This is a genomic window from Leifsonia lichenia (genome assembly GCF_054780215.1).
The window spans coordinates 13,503-29,883 of sequence record NZ_BAAGWT010000004.1; the positions used below are offsets into that span (position 1 = coordinate 13,503).

Consider the following 16,381-nt stretch of genomic DNA (forward strand, 5'->3'; position numbering starts at 1 on the left):
ATCAGTCGATCGGCTCCACCCGGTAGCGCCGGAGGGCGAGTGCCGGGTTGACCTCGCGCACAGCGCGCACGCGCTCCACGGCGACCTCGGCGACGGCGACCCCTGTCGTCTCTCCGATCGTGGCGAGCGCGACGCCCATCGGGTCGACGATCGTGCTCGATCCGACGCCGATCGGAGGCGTGTGGTCCGCGGCGGCGATGTAGAGCGTGTTCTCGATGGCACGCGCTGCGATCAGAGTGCGCCAGTGCTGCTCCTTGAGCGGACCGCGCACCCATTCAGCAGGAACGAGCACCAGCTCGGCCCCCGCGTCGGCCAGCCGCCTGGTCACCTCGGGGAAGCGCAGGTCGTAGCAGGTCTGCATCCCCACGGTGATGCCGTGCGCGTCGAACGTCTGGGGAGCGTCCAGGGAGCCGGGCACCACCCAGTCGGACTCCCGGGCGCCGAACGCGTCGTAGAGGTGCTGCTTGCGGTACGTCGCGACGACGTCGCCCGTGGGAGCGACGGCGACGAGGGTGTTCGAGAACCGGTGCCGGTCATCGGTGCTCTCCACGAGACCGGCGACCACGAACACGTCATGCTCCCTGGCGGCAGCGACGAGCGCGCCGACGAACGGCCCGTCCATCGGCTCGGCGTTCCGCACGAACCCCTCGCCGAGTGGATGCGCGAAATACGACGCGTACTCGGGGAACACCACGAGCTTCGCCCCGCGTCCGGCAGCGACCGCCACGAACGCGGCGACGGAGTCCCTGTTGTGAACGGTGTCGTCGGTCGGCGCGAACTGCACGACGGCGACGTCCATCAGCGGCCGCCGTCCATGGCCGCCGCCGCTGCCACTTCGAGAGGGAGGCGCAGGCTGATCGTGGTGCCGACGCCCTCCTCGCTGGCGATGTCGATGCTTCCGCCGTGCGCGGTGACGATGGCTTTCGTGATGGTGAGCCCGAGGCCGACGCCTGGCACGGCGTTGCGGGTGGCCGTCGAGGCGCGGAAGAACCGGTTGGAGAGCTGCCCGAGCTCGACCGCGGGAATGCCGATGCCGGTGTCGGTGACGGCGATCACCGCATCCCCGCCGTCGCGGGAGAGGGCGACGGTGACGCTTCCACCGGACGGCGTGAACTTGATGGCATTGGAGACGAGGTTGTCGATGGACTGGCCGATGCGCAGCGGGTCGCCGAAGATCGTCACGGACTCGTCCGGCAACTCGGCCGCGAGCGCGACCCCCGCGTTCGCGGCGACGGGGCGGGCGGACTCGACGGACGCGGTGACCAGCGGGCCCAGCTCCAGGTCCTTCTGCTCGAGCGGGAACCGGCCGGACTCCACCTGAGCGGTGAACAGCAGGTCGCCGACGAGCCGCAGCAGTCGGTGTGCGTTGCGCTCCGCCACCCCCAGGTACTGCAACTGCTCCTGCGACAGCGGGTCGTCCTCGTCGTCGCGCATCAGTTCGAGGTACCCGAGGATGGAGCTGAGCGGCGTGCGCAGTTCGTGCGAGATGAGGCCGACGAACTCGTCCTTCAACCTGGCGAACTCTCGCGCCTGCGTCATATCTGTCGCGACGAAGATGAAACCGACTCTGTGGCCGTTCTCGTCGAGGCGCGGCGTCGCTGCGACCTGGACGGGCACCAGCTTGCCGTCCGCCCGCACATACGTCCAGTCGCGCACATCGGCGTACCCGGAGCGGACCGCGTCCACCAGAGCGGAGAAGTCCTCGGCGCTCGACACGGTCTGCACCCGGGCGTCCATGTCGCGGAGCCGCTCCTCCAGCTCGGAGGCGAGGTGGAACTCGATGATGTGCCTGTGGCCTTCGAGCGCCTGCTTCTCGGTGAGGCCGAGCATCTTCTCCGCGCCGGGGTTCCAGACGTCGATGAGACCGTCGAGGTCGGTGCCGATCACCGACTGCTCCGTCACCGCGTTCCAGATGCTCTGGATGAGACGGTTCGCCGTCTTGAGCCGTGCCTCGTTGAGCACGAGTTCATCCTGCGAGCGCACGGCCTGTTCGAGCAGCTCTTTGCGCTGCTTCGCCGCCTCGGTGGCCGCGGCGAGCTGCACGCGCACTCTGTGCGCGATCTCGTTGATGACGACCGCGACGATCATGTATATCAGCGGGGAGAAGATCGCGCGAACCAGGTCGCCGACAGTCGTCGGCACGGTGCTCACCACCAGGGGCCCGAGCAGCACGAGGAAGGTGCCGAGCGCCGCGATCACGGCGTTGATCCTGCCCTCCTCCGTCGCGATCCACACGAATGGGAGCAGCAGCAGCGCGCCGTACGGCGAGGTCGACCCACCGGTGCCGAGCCGGAACAGGCCGACGGCGATCAGCGAGAGCACCGGGATGAGGATCGACCACTCGGTGCGCAGCCGCCGCCACGGGAAAGCGAAGGAGACGACGGTCGCCACCACGGCGAGCGCGACTCCCAGGTAGAAGAACAGCGTGTTCGTCGGGCCGGGGCTCAGCGGCAGCAGCATGACGCCGATGGCGATCAGGAAGCCGACGATCGTCGGAATCTGCTTGACGAACGGGCTGGGCGAATCGATCGAGATCCGGCCGAGCCAGCGGTCGATGGTCATACCGCCGCCTCCATCCCGAGCATGTCCCTGATGCGCGCGGTCAGCACCTTGGGACTGAACGGCTTGATGATGAAGCTGTCAGAGCGTTCTGCGACGACGCCGTGGTCGGTGAGGAGCTGCACGGACGCGGACACCATCAGGATGAGCGTCGCACTGGCGACGGGATCGGCCCTGACCGCCTCAGCGACCTCGACCCCGTTCATGCCGGGCATCGAGATGTCGAGCACGACGAGGTCGATGCCGCCTGCGCGCACTGCTTCGAGTGCAGCCGGACCGTTGTCGACGGCCGCCACCACCTCCACGCCCGCGCGTTTGGCGGCGATGAGCATGAGCCCGCGGATGTCGTCATCGTCGTCGGCGATGACGACGCGGGGCGCACCTGCCTCGCTCATGAGAGGAACACCGTGCGAACGACGACGATCGCGGCCAGCACGACCAGGGCGATCCCCGCATACGGGAGCAGGCGGTACTCCCAGCGCTTGTTCGCGTCGATCTCGCGCTGGATCTTCTCGTACGTCTCGCTGTTCATGTCGATGGGGCTCATCGGTCCTCCTCCCCGGTGTCGGTCAGTTCTGTGTCGGTCGGTTGTGCGGTGGTCGGTCCTGTGTCCGTCGCACTCGCTGCGCTCTCTTGGGAACGACCATAGGCGTCCTCCAGGATGCGCGCCACACGTTCGTAGCGGCCGACGTCCGACGCGACGTGGCTGTCGGTGGATGCGACGATGCGGGCGCCGGCCGCGATCAGGGCGGCGACCGCATCCGGCCCCGGACACGCCCACTTCTCGTTGACCTCGACGATCGTTCCCGTGCTCGCCGCTGCAGCGGCCCAGGCGGCGAGCCTGTCGCTCCCGAGCTGCTCCTCGGACAGTCCCACCTTGGGCAGGATGGAGAACCAGTGCGCGAGCTGCCCGTTCGGCGTTCGCTGCATGGCGCGGATGCTCGCGGTGATCAGTTGATCGAGCGCGTCGTCGGCGGACAGCCCGGCGGCGAGGCGCTCGGTCGTCTCGCGCGGCGACCACGGCCCGTCCGTGCCGGGGAACTGGTGGTCGCCGATCACGATCGCGTCCACCCCGCCGGCGCCGACGATTAGGTCGGGCGGCGTGTCGATGGCGCCCGACGCATCCAGCAGCTTCGTCTCCACCCCTGTGAACACCGTCAGACCGTCGGGGATGCGTTCTGCAGCGACAGCGCGCACGAACTCGGGCACCCAGGTGGTCGACGCGCGCACATGGTCGATGAGGCGCAGCTCGCGCAGCCCCGCCGCGTGCGCCGCCGACAGGTTCTCCGCGAGCGTGCTGACCGCGTCGTCCGAGAACGTCGAGTGGACGTGGTAGTCGCCCAGCAGCAGCTCGCGGCCGGACGCGGTCACTCCTCGCCCGGACCTTCGGCGTGGGCGGCGTTCTCGGAGACGAGCACGTCGGCCGGATCGAGGAAGACGTCTTCGAGGTACCGCACGTTCGCCAGCTCCACGAAGTCGACGCTCGCCGGCACGTCGACGCCCGTCACCAGGTCGAGCAGCAGCGAGGGCATGTCCACGCCGGCAGCGATCGTCAGCGGCATCGCGCCCGGGAAGCGCGGGTTCACCTCCAGCAGCGCCGGAACGCCTGCGGTGCTGTAGCGGAGCTGCACGTTGGCGACGCCGGTGAGCCCGATGGCGCGAGCGACGTCGGCGGCGGTCTGGGAGAGCTCGTCGCGTTTGACCGTGCGACCGGCGATCGAGACGCCGGAGTCGACGCGTTCGCGCGAACGGGGAACGGCGGCGATCACGCTGCCGTCGAGCGCGGAGAGCACGTCGACCGAGAACTCGTCCCCCGGCAGGTTCTCCTGGATCAGGATGCTCTCGTCCGTGCCGAGCGACTCCAGCGTCTCGCGGTCCTGGATCAGGCGGACACCGCGGGATCCCGCTCCACTGCGCGGCTTGATGATGACGGGGAACGTCCAGTCGTGCGCGACGCCGTCCGCGTTCAGCAGCCTGGTCTCCGGAACGGCGAGCCGCCCTGCGCAGCGCTCGGCGAGGAGGTACTTGTCGAGGCAGACCGTCAGCGTCTCGACGCTCGGGGCGGCGAGCGCCGTCCCGACCGCGAGCAGGTCGTCGCGCCGGGCTGCGAGGCCGGGAAGTTCCACGTCGACCGTGGAGAACAGCACATCCACGCCGTCGGCCTCGCACATCCGGATCAGCTCGTCGACGAACCCGGCGGATCTGCCCGCGGGGACGATGCGCCGGTCGGCGGCGGCAACGAGGTACAGCCCGCTCGCCCAGCCGTCCATGTCGGCGGCGAGCACCTGCACGTCGTCGCGGGCCAGCAGCGAGCGGATGACGGCGACGCCGGCTGGGCCGCCAGCGCCCGTCACGAGAACTCGGGTCACTTCTCTGTTCCTCTGTTCACTTCGGTTCCTCTGTTCACTTCTGATCCTCTGATTCGGGCGTCCGCGGTCATGGACGATGCGGGCACCGAGATGTCTGCGGTGTCTTTGATCACTTCGAGCGGCTCACAGCTCTGGCCGCCTCCGAATCGCGACCAGTAACGCGCCGTGGCGAGCACGAAGTCGGGTTCGAGATACGAGCGGAGCTCCGTCTGCGACCGGAAGCAGTCGATCAGGCGCAGTTTCGCGTCTGTGAAACCATCTATCGGCACGAACCGGGTCGGCCGGTAGTCGATCGTCGCTGACGGGCTCTGGTAGCAGCACACCGTGCGCACCGACCGGGTCGCGACGAGCGTCGCGGAGTGCACGGCGCGGTGGTCCTGGTGGCGGTCGTGGGCGGAGTGCGTGTACACGATGTCCGGCTGCACCTCGGCGACGACGCGCTCGATGATGCCGACCGTCGGGTCGGCCGCCGAGATCTGGGTGTCCTCGAGGTCTTCCATGAACAGCCTGGCACCCAGCAGCTCCGCAGACGCGAGAGATTCGTGCTGCCTGTCGTCCGCATCCCCTCCCCTGGCGCCCCGCGACATGGTGAGGATGACGACGGTGTTGCCCGCCTCACGGTGGGCGGAGAGGATGCCGCCGACGCCGATCTCGACATCGTCGGGATGCGCGCCGATGGCGAGGACCACCTGCGGGCGCTGCGCGGCCTTCTTGGTGCGCCCCTGCTCGGCGAGCCTGGTCACGATCGAGACCAGGTCGGCGGAGGAGACCGGTTTGGTCAGGAACTCGTCCGCCTGCGCGCGCAGAGCGGAGACCGCGTAGTCGACCGAGACGTGGGCGGTCATGACGACGACCGGCATCCCCGGATACTGGCTGCGCAGCACCTTCAGCAGGTCGAGCCCGGAGATCCCCGGCATCTCGATGTCGGTGAGCACCAGGTCCGGCTCGAAGTCGGCGATGGCCGCCAGCGCCGTGGACGGGTCCGTGATCGCGACGACCACCGCATCCGCCCGCTTCTCCAGCACCGTCTTCATGTAGAAGGCGACGTCCGGATCGTCCTCGATCACACAGACCCGATACTTCTGAAGCGAACTCGGCATGGACGCCCTCCCTGTCACCGACTCTACCGGCGGCCACCGGAACAGGCCCGCCCCGAAACACGGGGCATCGACAGATCGTTCTACCAAACGCCGGATGCACGCGCGGCACGCCCGGGATTCGACCACGATTTTTACTGAACAGCAGCCGGTGCTAAAGTAAATTCTTGTGACGCGGGGTGGAGCAGCTCGGTAGCTCGCTGGGCTCATAACCCAGAGGTCGTAGGTTCAAATCCTGCCCCCGCAACCAGAAAGGCCCGGATTTCCTAGGAAATCCGGGCCTTGTTCTTTTTGTGCACGACCTCGCTGGCACCCCGCAGAGGCGGAGACTACGGCCAGAGCCTGCGTCGAGTCCAGGTGGATGCGGTGCGCAGGTATTGGAGTCGCTGGTGGTTGCGGTCGGGCGAACCCTGCCAGAACTCGACCGACGACGGCTCGATCGTCCAGGCGGTCCACTGCGCGGCGACGAGACCGGGATCGCCGTCGACGGCGGCCTGCGCGTCGGCGATGAGCCTGTCCCGTCCGGCGCTGTCGACCAGGACGCTGCTCTGCCGTCCGGCCAGCACTTGCGCGCGAGCGGCGGGATGCCTGGCGAGGAAGTCCGCGGCCGACGCGGCGGCGGTCGCCCGCCTGGCGATGCCGCGAATCCGCACGGCGCGCGCCAGCGGGCCCCAGTAGAAGCTCAGAGCACAGCCGGGGTTCCGAGCGAGCTGAGCCCCTTTGGCCGATTCGGCGGCCGTGGCGATCGAGAATCCGCCGTCGTCCGTCACGTCCTTGAGCACGAGCACCCTGGCGTCAGGGAGGCCGTCCTCGTCGACCGTCGAGAGCGTCGCCGCGTGCGGCTCGGGCAGTTCGGCGTCGATGGCCTCCGTCAGCCAGCTCAGGAAAAGGGCGTGCGGCTCGTCCGGCGCGGACTCCGGCTCCCACGGTGGCGCGACGCCGACCACAGACGGGACGGCCCGGAGCGTTTCGCGCAGAGACGAGCGCTGAGGCGAGCGCTGAGACGAGCGCTGAGGCGAGCGCTGAGACGAGCGCTGAGGCGAGGGCGGAGAGCTCATGGTGCCATTCTCGTCCACGACCGCACTCACGGGGTGGTGGTGACTCTGAGCTCCGGTGAGTTGAACGGGAACGGGTAGATGACGGTCGCGCTTCCGGTCAGCGAGTCGTACGGCAGGAAGGTGATCCAGAGCAACCCCACAACGACGGAGACCGCGGCCACCGCCATGACGACGATCGCCGCCCTGTCGAAGATGCGGCCGGCCTCCTCCAGTGTCGACGCTCGGCGGGCGACCAGGCCGATGGCGACGAACACGATCACGGCGAACGCCGCGAAGACCATCCAACTCGGATGCATGGTGAGATTCACGCAGGTCTGGGCGCCGGGGGCCGCCCCCGGCGCTCCCGCTCCCGGACACTGCCCCTTGCTGCCCGTCGCGAGTGCGGCGTAGACGACGGCGGAGAGGCCGGTCGTGATCAGCAGCCGGCGCAGGCGCAGCAGAATAGGCCCGGCAGGGAGTTGCGACAACTCTCCCGCGTCGGCCGTCGCCGTCCCCGCCTCGCGCGCCGTCCCCACCCCGCGCGCCGTCTTCGTCGTCCGCATCACGATCCCCCTCGCATCCACGTCTCCCCCGATACTGGCAGACGCACCGGCGACTCCGCACCGATGGGCCGCCGCACACTCCGGTAGCCTCGAACTCGTGTCCTGGCGTGGAATTCGAGCATCCGTTGTGGCCGTCGTCCTCGTGTCAGCGCTCAGCGGGGCCGCGCCCGCGACGGCCGTGGGTGCGCCGTCGGTCGCCACGGGGTCGGTGCGCGCCGACTCGAGCGATTTCGCGTTCGAGTCGTTCGACGCCGACTACACCCTCACGCGTGACGCGAACAGGGACTCCGCACTGAAGACGGTCGAGACGCTCGTCGCCGACTTCCCGTCCTTCGACCAGAACCACGGCATCGTCCGCGCGATCCCGCTGACCTACCAGCACACCGACCTGCGGCTGTCCGTCGTGTCGGTGACGAACGCCGACGGCGGGAGCATCCCGTTCGAGCGCGACGACGAGGACGGCTTCGCGCAACTGAAGATCGGCTCCGCCGACAGTTTCGTGCACGGCCGCCAGACCTACGTGATCACCTACACGCAGCGCTACGTCGTGCGGCCGTTCGCCGACACGCACGACGACGAGTTCTACTGGGATGTGAACGGAACGGCATGGGCGCAGCCGTTCGGCCGCGTCTCAGCGCGACTCCATCTCGGCAGCGACCTGACCGGCGCACTCACCGGCGACGCCTCCTGCTACGTCGGCGAGCAGGGCAGCACCACGCCGTGCGACGTCTCGTCCTCGCCCACGGCGGGCGGGTCGGTCATCTCGGTGAGCCAGAGCTCCCTCGCGCCGCACCAGAACGTCACGATCGCGGTCGGATTCACCTCAGGAACGTTCGCGCCGCCTCCGGACGCCAGGGCCGCCTTCCCCTTCGCCGTACTCCCGTGGATCCTCCTCGCGCTCTCCGCGCTGATCCTCGCCGGGATCGTGGTCGCGCGGGTCGTCCTCTGGCGCACCCCGCGCGGGCGCGGCATCATCGTGCCCCAGTACACCCCTCCGCCAGGGATGTTCCCCGCCCTCGCCGCCGCCTTCCTGAAGCGCGAGGACCGCGCGCTGCCAGCCCAGCTCGTCGGGTTCGCCGTGGCCAAGGTCGCCGCCATCGTCGACCATTCGGATGCGTCGCAGGAGAGACCGTTCGGCCTGCGCCTGCTCGCTGACCCGGCGACCGTGACCGACGACGCAGAACGCGACATCCTGACGCGCGTCTTCGGAGCCGCGGAGCCAGGCGACGAAGAAGTGCTCGACCCGACCAACCAGGTGCTCGGCGACCGTCTGGCCGGGCTCGGCGGCGCGCTCGACCAGGTGGTGCGCGAGCGCGGTTTGCGCGCCCGCCCGACGAGCAGGCTGCCGTTCCTCGCGCGCACGCTCATGGTGCTGATCCTCATCGCCTGGATCGTGCTCTTCGCGTGGGCGAGCAACGAAGACGCCACCACGGCCGTCCTCGGCTGGGGTTTCGCCTGCGTCATCGTCGCCACGGTGGCCGTCTTCATCCTTGCCAGGGTGCCGGACCTGCTCACCGCCAAAGGCGTCGAGCTCAGGGACTACCTGCTCGGCCTCCGCGACTATCTCGCCCTGGCCGAGGCCGACCGCTTCCGCGTGCTGCAGAGCCCGGAGGGCGCCGAACGCGTGGATGCGCGCGACGGTTCAGCGGTGGTCAAACTCAATGAGAGACTGCTGCCCTACGCGATCGTGTGGGGCGTCGAGAAGGAGTGGATGCGCGAGCTGGCGCACTCCTACGACGTCACCGCCACCCAGCCCGACTGGATGCCGGGGGCCACGAACCCCGCACTGCTCCCCCTCCAGGTGGCCGCGTTCAGCTCCCTGTACCAGGGCTCGCCGTTCGCGACCACGCCCCCGGTCTCGTCATACTCGGGATCGGGAGGAAGCAGCTTCACCGGCGGAGCGAGCGGAGGCGGGTTCTCCGGAGGCGGAGGCGGCGGCGGGGGCGGAGGCGGCTGGTGAGCCCGGCCGGTCAGTCGAACCGCACCTCGACGAGATCCACGATCGTCACGCCCTCCGCGGCGAGCTCGATCGCCACGCGCTCGCTGATCTCTGCGGCCGGTTGCGCGTCGTCGTAGGTGGCGTGACCGTCGGCGGGCACGATCACCTCGAAGCCGCGTTCCAGCGCGCCGAGCGCCGTCGCCTGGATGCAGTACTCGCTCTGCAGTCCGGCGACGATCAGAGTCGAGACGCCCATCGCGTGCAGCACATCGGCCAGCGCGGGGTTCGACTCGAACGTGTTCGTCACGTCCTTGCGCACCACAGGCTCACCGGGCAGCGGACGGAACACGAACTCCCACCCCGGCGTCCCCGGCTCGTCAGGGTCGCCGGGGTCGCCGTCGTTCTGCACGTGCACGATCGGGATGCGCGCCTCCCTCGCCCGCTCAAGCAGGCCGGACATCGTGTCCCGGAACGCAGCAGCACCCTCGATCGCCGTCTCGCCCTCGAGCATGTTGCGCTGCACGTCCACCAGCATCAGTCCGTAACCCATGCGGTCCATCATCCGCCGACCCCCGCCCACCCGCCAGTCCACCGACAGCCCGGGAGCGTCGCCGCTCCCCGCGGCGGCCGATTCGCTATGGTCGTCAGCGGGGAGCAACGCGCACCGAGGAGCGGACAGACGTGGCAGACGATCACAACAAGGCGACGCAGGCCGCCGTTCGTGAGCGCAACCTGCGGAGCGCGCTGCAGCTCGTCGTCTCCGGCGGAGGCACGGCGACGCGCGCGGGGATCGCCAGGAGCACCGGCCTGACCTCCGCCACCGTCTCGTCCCTGCTCTCCGGCCTGATCGCGGACGGGCTGGTCCTGGAAGGCCAGCGCGCAGAGAGCACAGGCGGGAAGCGCGCGACGACGCTGCAGGTCGACCAGGAGCGGCACGTTCTGCTCTCGGTGATCGTGCAGCCGGGGCTCGTGCGCGGCGCGGTCGTCAACCTCCTCGGCGCAGAGCTGTCCACGCTCTCGCAGCGTCCGTCCGCCCCTGGTGCGGTCGAGGACGTGCAGTCGGTCGTCCGCCGCCTCGCCGCATCCACCCCCGCCACGGTCGTCGCCGTCGGCATCCAGGTGCCGGGGATCGCCGACGGCCCCCTCATCCGCGAGTCGGTGCAGCTCGGCTGGACCGACCTCGACCTCGGCGCTGCCATCGCCGGCATCGTCGACGCGCCCGTGCACCTCGTCAACGACGCGGACGCCGAAGCGCTCGCCGACTACTCGAGTTCCGACCAGTTCGGGGCCAACCAGATGTTCGTCTCGCTGAGCACGGGCGTCGGCGCCGCGTTCATCGTCGACGGGACGGTCCTCGCCGGCGCCGCCCACCGCGCGGGCGAGATCGGGCACGTCCCCGTGCTGTTCGGCCCGGATGCCCCGCTCTGCCCGTGCGGAAACCGCGGCTGCCTGGAGGAGGTCGTCTCCGTCACCTCGCTCCTCGGTCTGCCGCACGGCGCCGACCTGGAGTCCGTGGATGTGCCGGGTCTCGCATCCACGCAGGAGTCGAAAGAGCGAATCGCCACGGGAGCCCGCGTGCTGGCGCGAGCACTGCTGCTCGTCGGGGCTGCCCTCGACGTCCCGAACGTCGTGCTCGGCGGAACCGCGCCCAAGCTGGGCGACGAGTTCATCGGCCACCTGCGCGCCGAGGCGGCCAGGCACACGGTGCGCGCCGCGATGCCGCTCAGCTTCCGCTACGCCAAGATCGCCCTCGAGCAGCCGTTCCGCGGGGCGGCGCAGCACGCCATGCAGTCGACCCTCGGGGTGAGCTGGGCGCTCTGACCGTCGGGAGCGAGCTGGGCGCTCTAGGCCGCGCCGGTCGCCGACACGCCGCCGCGCCGCTCCCCCGCCGCCGGGGCGCCTGTCCCTCGCGCGCCGGTCAGCAGCTCCAGCAGCGCCGCCCCGCGCGCCCTGTCGAAGCCGAACGTCGCGATGTCGGCGTAGCTGTGACCGGTCAGTCGGTGGCCGAGATCCACGACGAGCACCGACCGGCAGGATGCACGCACCGCGTCGACCACGGCGCGCACCCAGGCGCGCCTCTCGTTGTCCACCCCGACGATCACGACGGGAGACCGGGTCGCCAGCACGAGGTTCGGGTCGTCGCCCCGGCCGACGGTCACCACGGGATTGCTCGACCACTGCTGCCCGCTGTCCGAGTCCTCCGCACCCCACGCCTCGGCGAGCGTCGACCAGCGCGGGACGCCGAGCACCTCGTTGTCGGCGGTGGCGAGCCGGACGACCGTGCAGCGCCCGTGGAAGACGGGGAGCGCATCCACCGCTGCCGGGGTGAGCGCGAACGATCTGGCGATCGCGTCCAGCGTCGGCGGCCGGTCGAGGAGGAGGGTCATCAGGAGACCCCGAGCTGTGCGGACAGCACCATGACGACGCACCCTCGGATGACGATGTCTCTGCCCTGGCTCGTCATCCGCAGTGTGGCGTCCGAGTGGAAACCGGCCATCGTCCTGTTGCGGAGCGTCTCCCCCACTGCGTCGATCAGCGGGCCGTCGAGCAGTTCCTCCGGACCGCTGAGCACCACCTCCGACAGGTTCAGCGCTCCCACGATGGGGGCGAGGGCGACACCCAGCCGCTGTCCCGCCTCCCTGAGCACGTGCTGCACCGGCTCGCCCGCGATGGCGGCGGCGGCGACCCGCGACTCCAGCCGAGGCACGGCCAGCCAGGCTTCCAGGCATTTCTCCCTGTCGTACGGGGTGTCAGCTCCGTCGTCCGTCCCCACCATGACCTGCCCGATCTCACCGGCGGCGAACCGGCTGCCGAGCACCAGCGCCCCGGCCACGAGCAGCCCGGAGCCGACACCGTGACCGATCTTCACGAGCATCATGTCGCCGTGCGCACCGCCGAAGCCGTGCTCGGCGAGGACGGCGACGTTCGCGTCGTTGGCCACGAACACGGGAAGGCCGGTGTGCCCGGCGATCAGGCCGTGCAGGTCCTCGTTGGTCCAGCCGAGATTGGGGGCCGCGATGACGGTGCCGGAGGGATCGACGATGCCGGGAGAGCCGATGCCGATGCCCAGGATGGGGGCGGTCGTCATGCCGACCAGCCTGTCCACCAGGGCGAGCACCTTCGCCACCGCCTCATCGCCGTGGCTCCCTGCCAGTGCCACCTCGGCCGTGGCGAGGATGGTGCCGTCGATGTCGAGCACCGCCCCGCGGAAGGCGGAGTGCTCACTGAGGTCGACGCCGACGATCTGCGTCGCCGCTCTGTTCATGTCGAGGAGAACGGCGGGCTTGCCCGGCCGGGCATCGTCCCGCTGTCCGAGCTCGATCACGAGCCCCTCCGCGATCAGATCGCCGACGAGGTCGGAGATGGTGACCCTGGTGAGCCCCGTCTCGCGGGCGATGTCCGCCCTGCTCACCTGACCGGCGCGATACAGGGTCTGCAGCACGAGCGAACGGTTGTGGTTGCGCGCGTGCTCAGGCAGGACCTTGCCGCGCGGGCGCAGCGCACGCCCGGGAACCATGCCGCGATCCTGTGGGATCGTGCCGTGTTCGCCCGCCAGGGAGCGCCGTCCTTCGTCGACCAGCATGTTTGTTAGTAAAGTCGACAATCAAAGTTTTTGCAAGCATTTTGTGAGGCCGTTACTCGGGTGGCCCGAGATTCCGCGGAACGCGCGCATCCGCCTGCCGCTCACTTTGTACGGCGACTGAACATACGATGGCGCGGGCACGACGAAGGGCGGGGTGCGCATCCGGTGGATGCGCACCCCGCCCTTCGCGGTTCGCTGCCGTTACTTGGAGCTCGTGGTCCCCTCGGCGGCCAGCGCGTCCTGCAGCGCCTGCTGGAGTCGCTGGTCGGCCGCACCGTATGCCGCCCAGTCTCCGGCCTTCAACGCAGCGGCCCGGTCGGAGAGCGCCTGCTTGGCCTGCGAGAGCGCCTGCTGCAGCGCGGCGTTGTTCTGCGGGGTCGTCGTGCTCCCGCCCCCGCTCGATCCGGACCCGGTACCACCGGAGCCGCTGCCGCTCGTGCCTCCGCCGGTCTGCGGGACGTTGTTGTCGCCCGCCGTCGCACCGGAGTCACCGCCGAACAGCGAGTCGAGCGCCTGGTCGAGGGTGTCCTCGAACGCGATCTTGTCGCCGAAGGCGACGAGCACCTTCTGCAGCAGCGGGTAGCTGGTCTCACCCGTCGACTTGACGTAGACCGGCTGCACGTAGAGCAGACCACCGCCCACCGGCAGCGTCAGCAGGTTGCCGTTGATCACATCCGTCTTGCCCTGTCTCAGCAGGTTGAGCTGCGCCGAGACCGTCGGATCCGAGTTGAAGGTGTTCTGCACCTGTCCAGGCCCTGGCACCGTGTCGCTCGATGGCAGGGTCAAGAGTCTCAACTTGCCGTATGCCGATGACACCTTCCCCTTGGTGGAGCCGGCATCGGAGTCGACGGCCAGATAGCCCTTGAGCACGGATCTGCTCGACTCACTGGACGCCTGGGGTATGAACGTGGTGTACAGCGAGAACGACGGCGCGGTCTGCCCCGGCATCTGCATCGTCAGGTAGTACGGCGGCTGCAGCGTGGGATCCGTCGGCGACGACACGGGGTCGTTCGGCGTCGTCCAGGCGTCCTCACGCGAGTAGAACGAGCCGGCGTCCGTCACGTGGTACTGACCGAGCACCGAGCGCTGCACCTTGAACATGTCCGCCGGGTAGCGCACGTGGCTGAGGAGCTGCGAGCTCATGTCGCTCATCGGCTTGACCGTCGCCGGGTAGATCTTCTCCCACGTCTTGAGCACCGGGTCCTTGGCGTCCCAGGCGTAGAGCGTGACGGAGCCGTCGTACGCGTCGACCGTGGCCTTCACCGAGTTACGGATGTAGTTGATGTCGTCGAAGGCGTACGCGGGCTTCGGCGTCTCGGTGTCCGCGATCGCGTCGCTCAGGCTGCCGACGTGCGAGTACGGGTACTGGTCGCTCGTGGTGTATCCGTCGATGACCCACTTGACGCGGCCGTCGACGACGGTCGGGTACGCCTGCGAGTCGAGCGTCAGATACGGAGCGACCTTCTGAACGCGCTTGATCGGGTCGCGGTCGTAGAGGATCTGAGAGTTGTTGTTGACCGCATCCGACAGCACGATCTGCTCGTCCTGGAACTTGAGCGCGTAGACCAGCCGCTTGAAGATGTTGTCGAGCTTCGGTCCGCCGTTGCCGCTGAACGTGGTGTACGTCTGCTGCGCGTCGCCTTCGCCACCCGGGTAGTCGAGCTCGACGTTCTTGCCGCCCTTCGGGCCGCCGACGATCGAGTACGTCGGAGACTGCTGGCCGAAGTAGATCCGCGGCTCGTACGTGCCGAGCGACCCCTGGCTCGGGATGCCCGACTCCAGGAACACCGGCTGGCCGTCTGTCGAGCGCTTGTTGCCGTACGCGGCGACGAGTCCGTAGCCGTGGGTGTACACGATGGTGTCGTTGTACCAGTTGCGCGCGCTCGTGAGGCCGGACTGCTGCAGCTCACGCACCGCGACCACCGCGTCCTGCTCCTTGCCGCCGATGTCGTACCGGTCGACGGCGAGGTTGTTCGGGAACGCGTAGTACTGGCGGAACTGCTCGAGCTGCCGGAACGACGGGCTCACGACGGCGGGGTCGATGATGCGGATCTGCGCGGTGGTCTGCGCGTCCTGCCTGAGCTGGCCCTGCTCGACGTCCGTGGTGGCGTTGTACGGGATGACGTCGATGTTGCTCAGGCCGTACGCATCCCTCGTCGCATCGATGCCGTCTTGCACGAACGGTGTCTCGAGCGTCTTCTGGCTCGGCTCGACCTGGAAGCGCTGCACCACCCACGGGTAGATCGCGCCGACCACGAGGGCGGCGACGATGAGCAGCGCCGTGCCGACCACCGGGAACCGCCAGCGGCCGATGAACGCCGTCAGGATGAAGAGGATGGCCACGAAGACCGCAGCGCCCGCCAGTACGGCGCGGCCGGGGATGGTCGCGTTCACGTCCGTGTACGCGGCGCCGTTGATCATGTCGTTGACGTTGGAGTCCGTGACGGTGGCGTAGCGGTCGAGCCAGATGCTCACACCCTGCAGCAGCAGGTAGAGCGCGGCGATGACCGAGATCTGGATGCGCGCGGCCTTCGAGATGCGCACCTCGCGGCCGCTCACCCTGATCGACCCGTAGAGGTAGCAGGTGGCGAGCGTCGCCAGCAGCGCGATCAGCACGACGGCGGAGGCGAACCCGACGGCGCCGCGGTAGAACGGCAGCGCGAACAGGTAGAACCCGATGTCGAGGTGGAACAGCGGGTCGGTCTTGCCGTACGCCGTCCCGTTGATCCACATCGCGGCGGTCTGCCAGCGGCTTCCCGCCGAGACCCCGGCGAAGATGCCGAAGACGATCGGGATGCCGTACATCGCCAGGCGACGCAGCGGCTCGACGACCTGCTGATATCTGTCGAGCTGCGAGTTGAGCTTGGCGTACACCGGGCGGAGCCGGTACGCGAGCTGGATCGACAGCCAGAGCGGGAGCGCCATGCCGAGGAAGCCGATGAAGAACATCGAGATCGCGCCGAACCACTGCGTGGTGAGCACGTTCAGGAACCCGACCTGCTGATACCAGAGGATGTCCGCGTACAGTCCCGCGAAGACGAAGAACAGGATCACCAGTGCGACGATCACACCCAGGGTGATCCAGATGGCCGCGCGGCGGCGCCCAGGGGGTCGGACTGTTGCTGTTGAACTCACGAATGGCCCTCATTGCTCTCGCGTGGCAAGGTCAGAAATCCATCCTAGGCGTCGCTCGCTTGGAGAACGCCGTATCGCACACCCGCTCCTGAGAAGCCT

The 16,381-nt window shown here is 69.0% G+C and carries 15 protein-coding genes and 1 tRNA gene; 3 read left to right on the forward strand and 13 right to left on the reverse strand.

From position 1 onward, the window contains the following. Position 1 precedes the first annotated feature (1 nt). The 7 genes from ACYVGI_RS10595 to ACYVGI_RS10625 are packed head-to-tail and all read right to left on the reverse strand — an operon-like array spanning position 2 to position 6,028. The gene (locus tag ACYVGI_RS10595) at positions 2-799 is read right to left on the reverse strand and encodes a carbon-nitrogen hydrolase family protein (RefSeq protein WP_460632586.1); all 798 of its coding nucleotides are present in this window, start codon (positions 797-799) and stop codon (positions 2-4) included. Continuing rightward, on the reverse strand, positions 799-2,562 hold the full coding sequence (locus tag ACYVGI_RS10600; protein WP_460632587.1) for a sensor histidine kinase: 1,764 nt from the start codon (positions 2,560-2,562) through the stop codon (positions 799-801). Before ACYVGI_RS10600 ends, ACYVGI_RS10595 begins: the two co-directional genes overlap by 1 nt. Beyond that, on the reverse strand, positions 2,559-2,954 hold the full coding sequence (locus ACYVGI_RS10605; RefSeq protein WP_460632588.1) for a response regulator: 396 nt from the start codon (positions 2,952-2,954) through the stop codon (positions 2,559-2,561). Before ACYVGI_RS10605 ends, ACYVGI_RS10600 begins: the two co-directional genes overlap by 4 nt. Beyond that, positions 2,951-3,106 carry a hypothetical protein gene (locus ACYVGI_RS10610; protein WP_460632589.1) on the reverse strand — a complete coding sequence of 52 codons (156 nt, stop codon included), beginning with the start codon at positions 3,104-3,106 and terminating at the stop codon, positions 2,951-2,953. The genes ACYVGI_RS10605 and ACYVGI_RS10610 overlap by 4 nt, the downstream gene beginning before the upstream one ends. Further along, positions 3,103-3,930, reverse strand: a complete 828-nt coding sequence (locus ACYVGI_RS10615; protein WP_460632590.1) for a PHP domain-containing protein — start codon at positions 3,928-3,930, stop codon at positions 3,103-3,105. Before ACYVGI_RS10615 ends, ACYVGI_RS10610 begins: the two co-directional genes overlap by 4 nt. Beyond that, the gene (locus tag ACYVGI_RS10620; protein ID WP_460632591.1) at positions 3,927-4,928 is read right to left on the reverse strand and encodes an ATP-grasp domain-containing protein; all 1,002 of its coding nucleotides are present in this window, start codon (positions 4,926-4,928) and stop codon (positions 3,927-3,929) included. Before ACYVGI_RS10620 ends, ACYVGI_RS10615 begins: the two co-directional genes overlap by 4 nt. Beyond that, positions 4,925-6,028, reverse strand: coding sequence for a PIG-L deacetylase family protein (locus ACYVGI_RS10625; RefSeq protein ID WP_460632592.1), 1,104 nt, complete (start codon positions 6,026-6,028; stop codon positions 4,925-4,927). Before ACYVGI_RS10625 ends, ACYVGI_RS10620 begins: the two co-directional genes overlap by 4 nt. Positions 6,029-6,198: 170 nt before the next feature. Between ACYVGI_RS10625 and ACYVGI_RS10630 the strand changes: the two genes are divergently transcribed. After that, positions 6,199-6,275: transfer RNA gene (locus ACYVGI_RS10630), tRNA-Met, on the forward strand. A gap of 79 nt (positions 6,276-6,354) precedes the next feature. Here ACYVGI_RS10630 and ACYVGI_RS10635 read toward each other — a convergent pair. After that, the gene (locus tag ACYVGI_RS10635) at positions 6,355-7,083 is read right to left on the reverse strand and encodes a pyridoxine/pyridoxamine 5'-phosphate oxidase (RefSeq protein WP_460632593.1); all 729 of its coding nucleotides are present in this window, start codon (positions 7,081-7,083) and stop codon (positions 6,355-6,357) included. Positions 7,084-7,109: 26 nt separating this feature from the next. Next, positions 7,110-7,625 (reverse strand): hypothetical protein, encoded by a 516-nt coding sequence (locus tag ACYVGI_RS10640; RefSeq protein WP_460632594.1) that lies wholly within the window; start codon positions 7,623-7,625, stop codon positions 7,110-7,112. 97 nt (positions 7,626-7,722) lie between these two features. Between ACYVGI_RS10640 and ACYVGI_RS10645 the strand changes: the two genes are divergently transcribed. Further along, entirely contained in the window at positions 7,723-9,585 is a 1,863-nt protein-coding gene (locus ACYVGI_RS10645) for a DUF2207 domain-containing protein (protein WP_460632595.1), read from the forward strand. Positions 9,586-9,595: 10 nt separating this feature from the next. On the opposite strand, the gene ACYVGI_RS10650 is transcribed toward ACYVGI_RS10645, so the two are convergent. Beyond that, entirely contained in the window at positions 9,596-10,114 is a 519-nt protein-coding gene (locus tag ACYVGI_RS10650) for an isochorismatase family protein (RefSeq protein ID WP_460632596.1), read from the reverse strand. Between the two features lie 131 nt (positions 10,115-10,245). Here ACYVGI_RS10650 and ACYVGI_RS10655 point away from each other — a divergent pair, with 131 nt between their 5' ends. Next, on the forward strand, positions 10,246-11,385 hold the full coding sequence (locus tag ACYVGI_RS10655) for an ROK family transcriptional regulator (RefSeq protein WP_460632597.1): 1,140 nt from the start codon (positions 10,246-10,248) through the stop codon (positions 11,383-11,385). A gap of 23 nt (positions 11,386-11,408) precedes the next feature. Here ACYVGI_RS10655 and ACYVGI_RS10660 read toward each other — a convergent pair whose 3' ends face one another. From ACYVGI_RS10660 to ACYVGI_RS10670, 3 genes are all read right to left on the reverse strand, one after another. Then, on the reverse strand, positions 11,409-11,951 hold the full coding sequence (locus tag ACYVGI_RS10660) for a hypothetical protein (protein ID WP_460632598.1): 543 nt from the start codon (positions 11,949-11,951) through the stop codon (positions 11,409-11,411). Next, entirely contained in the window at positions 11,951-13,147 is a 1,197-nt protein-coding gene (locus ACYVGI_RS10665) for an ROK family transcriptional regulator (RefSeq protein ID WP_460632599.1), read from the reverse strand. Before ACYVGI_RS10665 ends, ACYVGI_RS10660 begins: the two co-directional genes overlap by 1 nt. 201 nt (positions 13,148-13,348) lie before the next feature. Beyond that, positions 13,349-16,282, reverse strand: coding sequence for a UPF0182 family membrane protein (locus tag ACYVGI_RS10670; RefSeq protein ID WP_460632600.1), 2,934 nt, complete (start codon positions 16,280-16,282; stop codon positions 13,349-13,351). Positions 16,283-16,381: the final 99 nt, after the last annotated feature.

Bases quoted from the DNA above. Each gene is read 5' to 3' on its own strand.
- ACYVGI_RS10595 (WP_460632586.1), bottom strand. From the start codon at position 799: ATGGACGTCGCCGTCGTGCAGTTCGCGCCGACCGACGACACCGTTCAC.
- ACYVGI_RS10600 (WP_460632587.1), bottom strand. From the start codon at position 2,562: ATGACCATCGACCGCTGGCTCGGCCGGATCTCGATCGATTCGCCCAGC.
- ACYVGI_RS10605 (WP_460632588.1), bottom strand. From the start codon at position 2,954: ATGAGCGAGGCAGGTGCGCCCCGCGTCGTCATCGCCGACGACGATGAC.
- ACYVGI_RS10610 (WP_460632589.1), bottom strand. From the start codon at position 3,106: ATGAGCCCCATCGACATGAACAGCGAGACGTACGAGAAGATCCAGCGC.
- ACYVGI_RS10625 (WP_460632592.1), bottom strand. From the start codon at position 6,028: ATGCCGAGTTCGCTTCAGAAGTATCGGGTCTGTGTGATCGAGGACGAT.
- ACYVGI_RS10635 (WP_460632593.1), bottom strand. From the start codon at position 7,083: ATGAGCTCTCCGCCCTCGCCTCAGCGCTCGTCTCAGCGCTCGCCTCAG.
- ACYVGI_RS10640 (WP_460632594.1), bottom strand. From the start codon at position 7,625: ATGCGGACGACGAAGACGGCGCGCGGGGTGGGGACGGCGCGCGAGGCG.
- ACYVGI_RS10650 (WP_460632596.1), bottom strand. From the start codon at position 10,114: ATGGGTTACGGACTGATGCTGGTGGACGTGCAGCGCAACATGCTCGAG.
- ACYVGI_RS10660 (WP_460632598.1), bottom strand. From the start codon at position 11,951: ATGACCCTCCTCCTCGACCGGCCGCCGACGCTGGACGCGATCGCCAGA.
- ACYVGI_RS10665 (WP_460632599.1), bottom strand. From the start codon at position 13,147: ATGCTGGTCGACGAAGGACGGCGCTCCCTGGCGGGCGAACACGGCACG.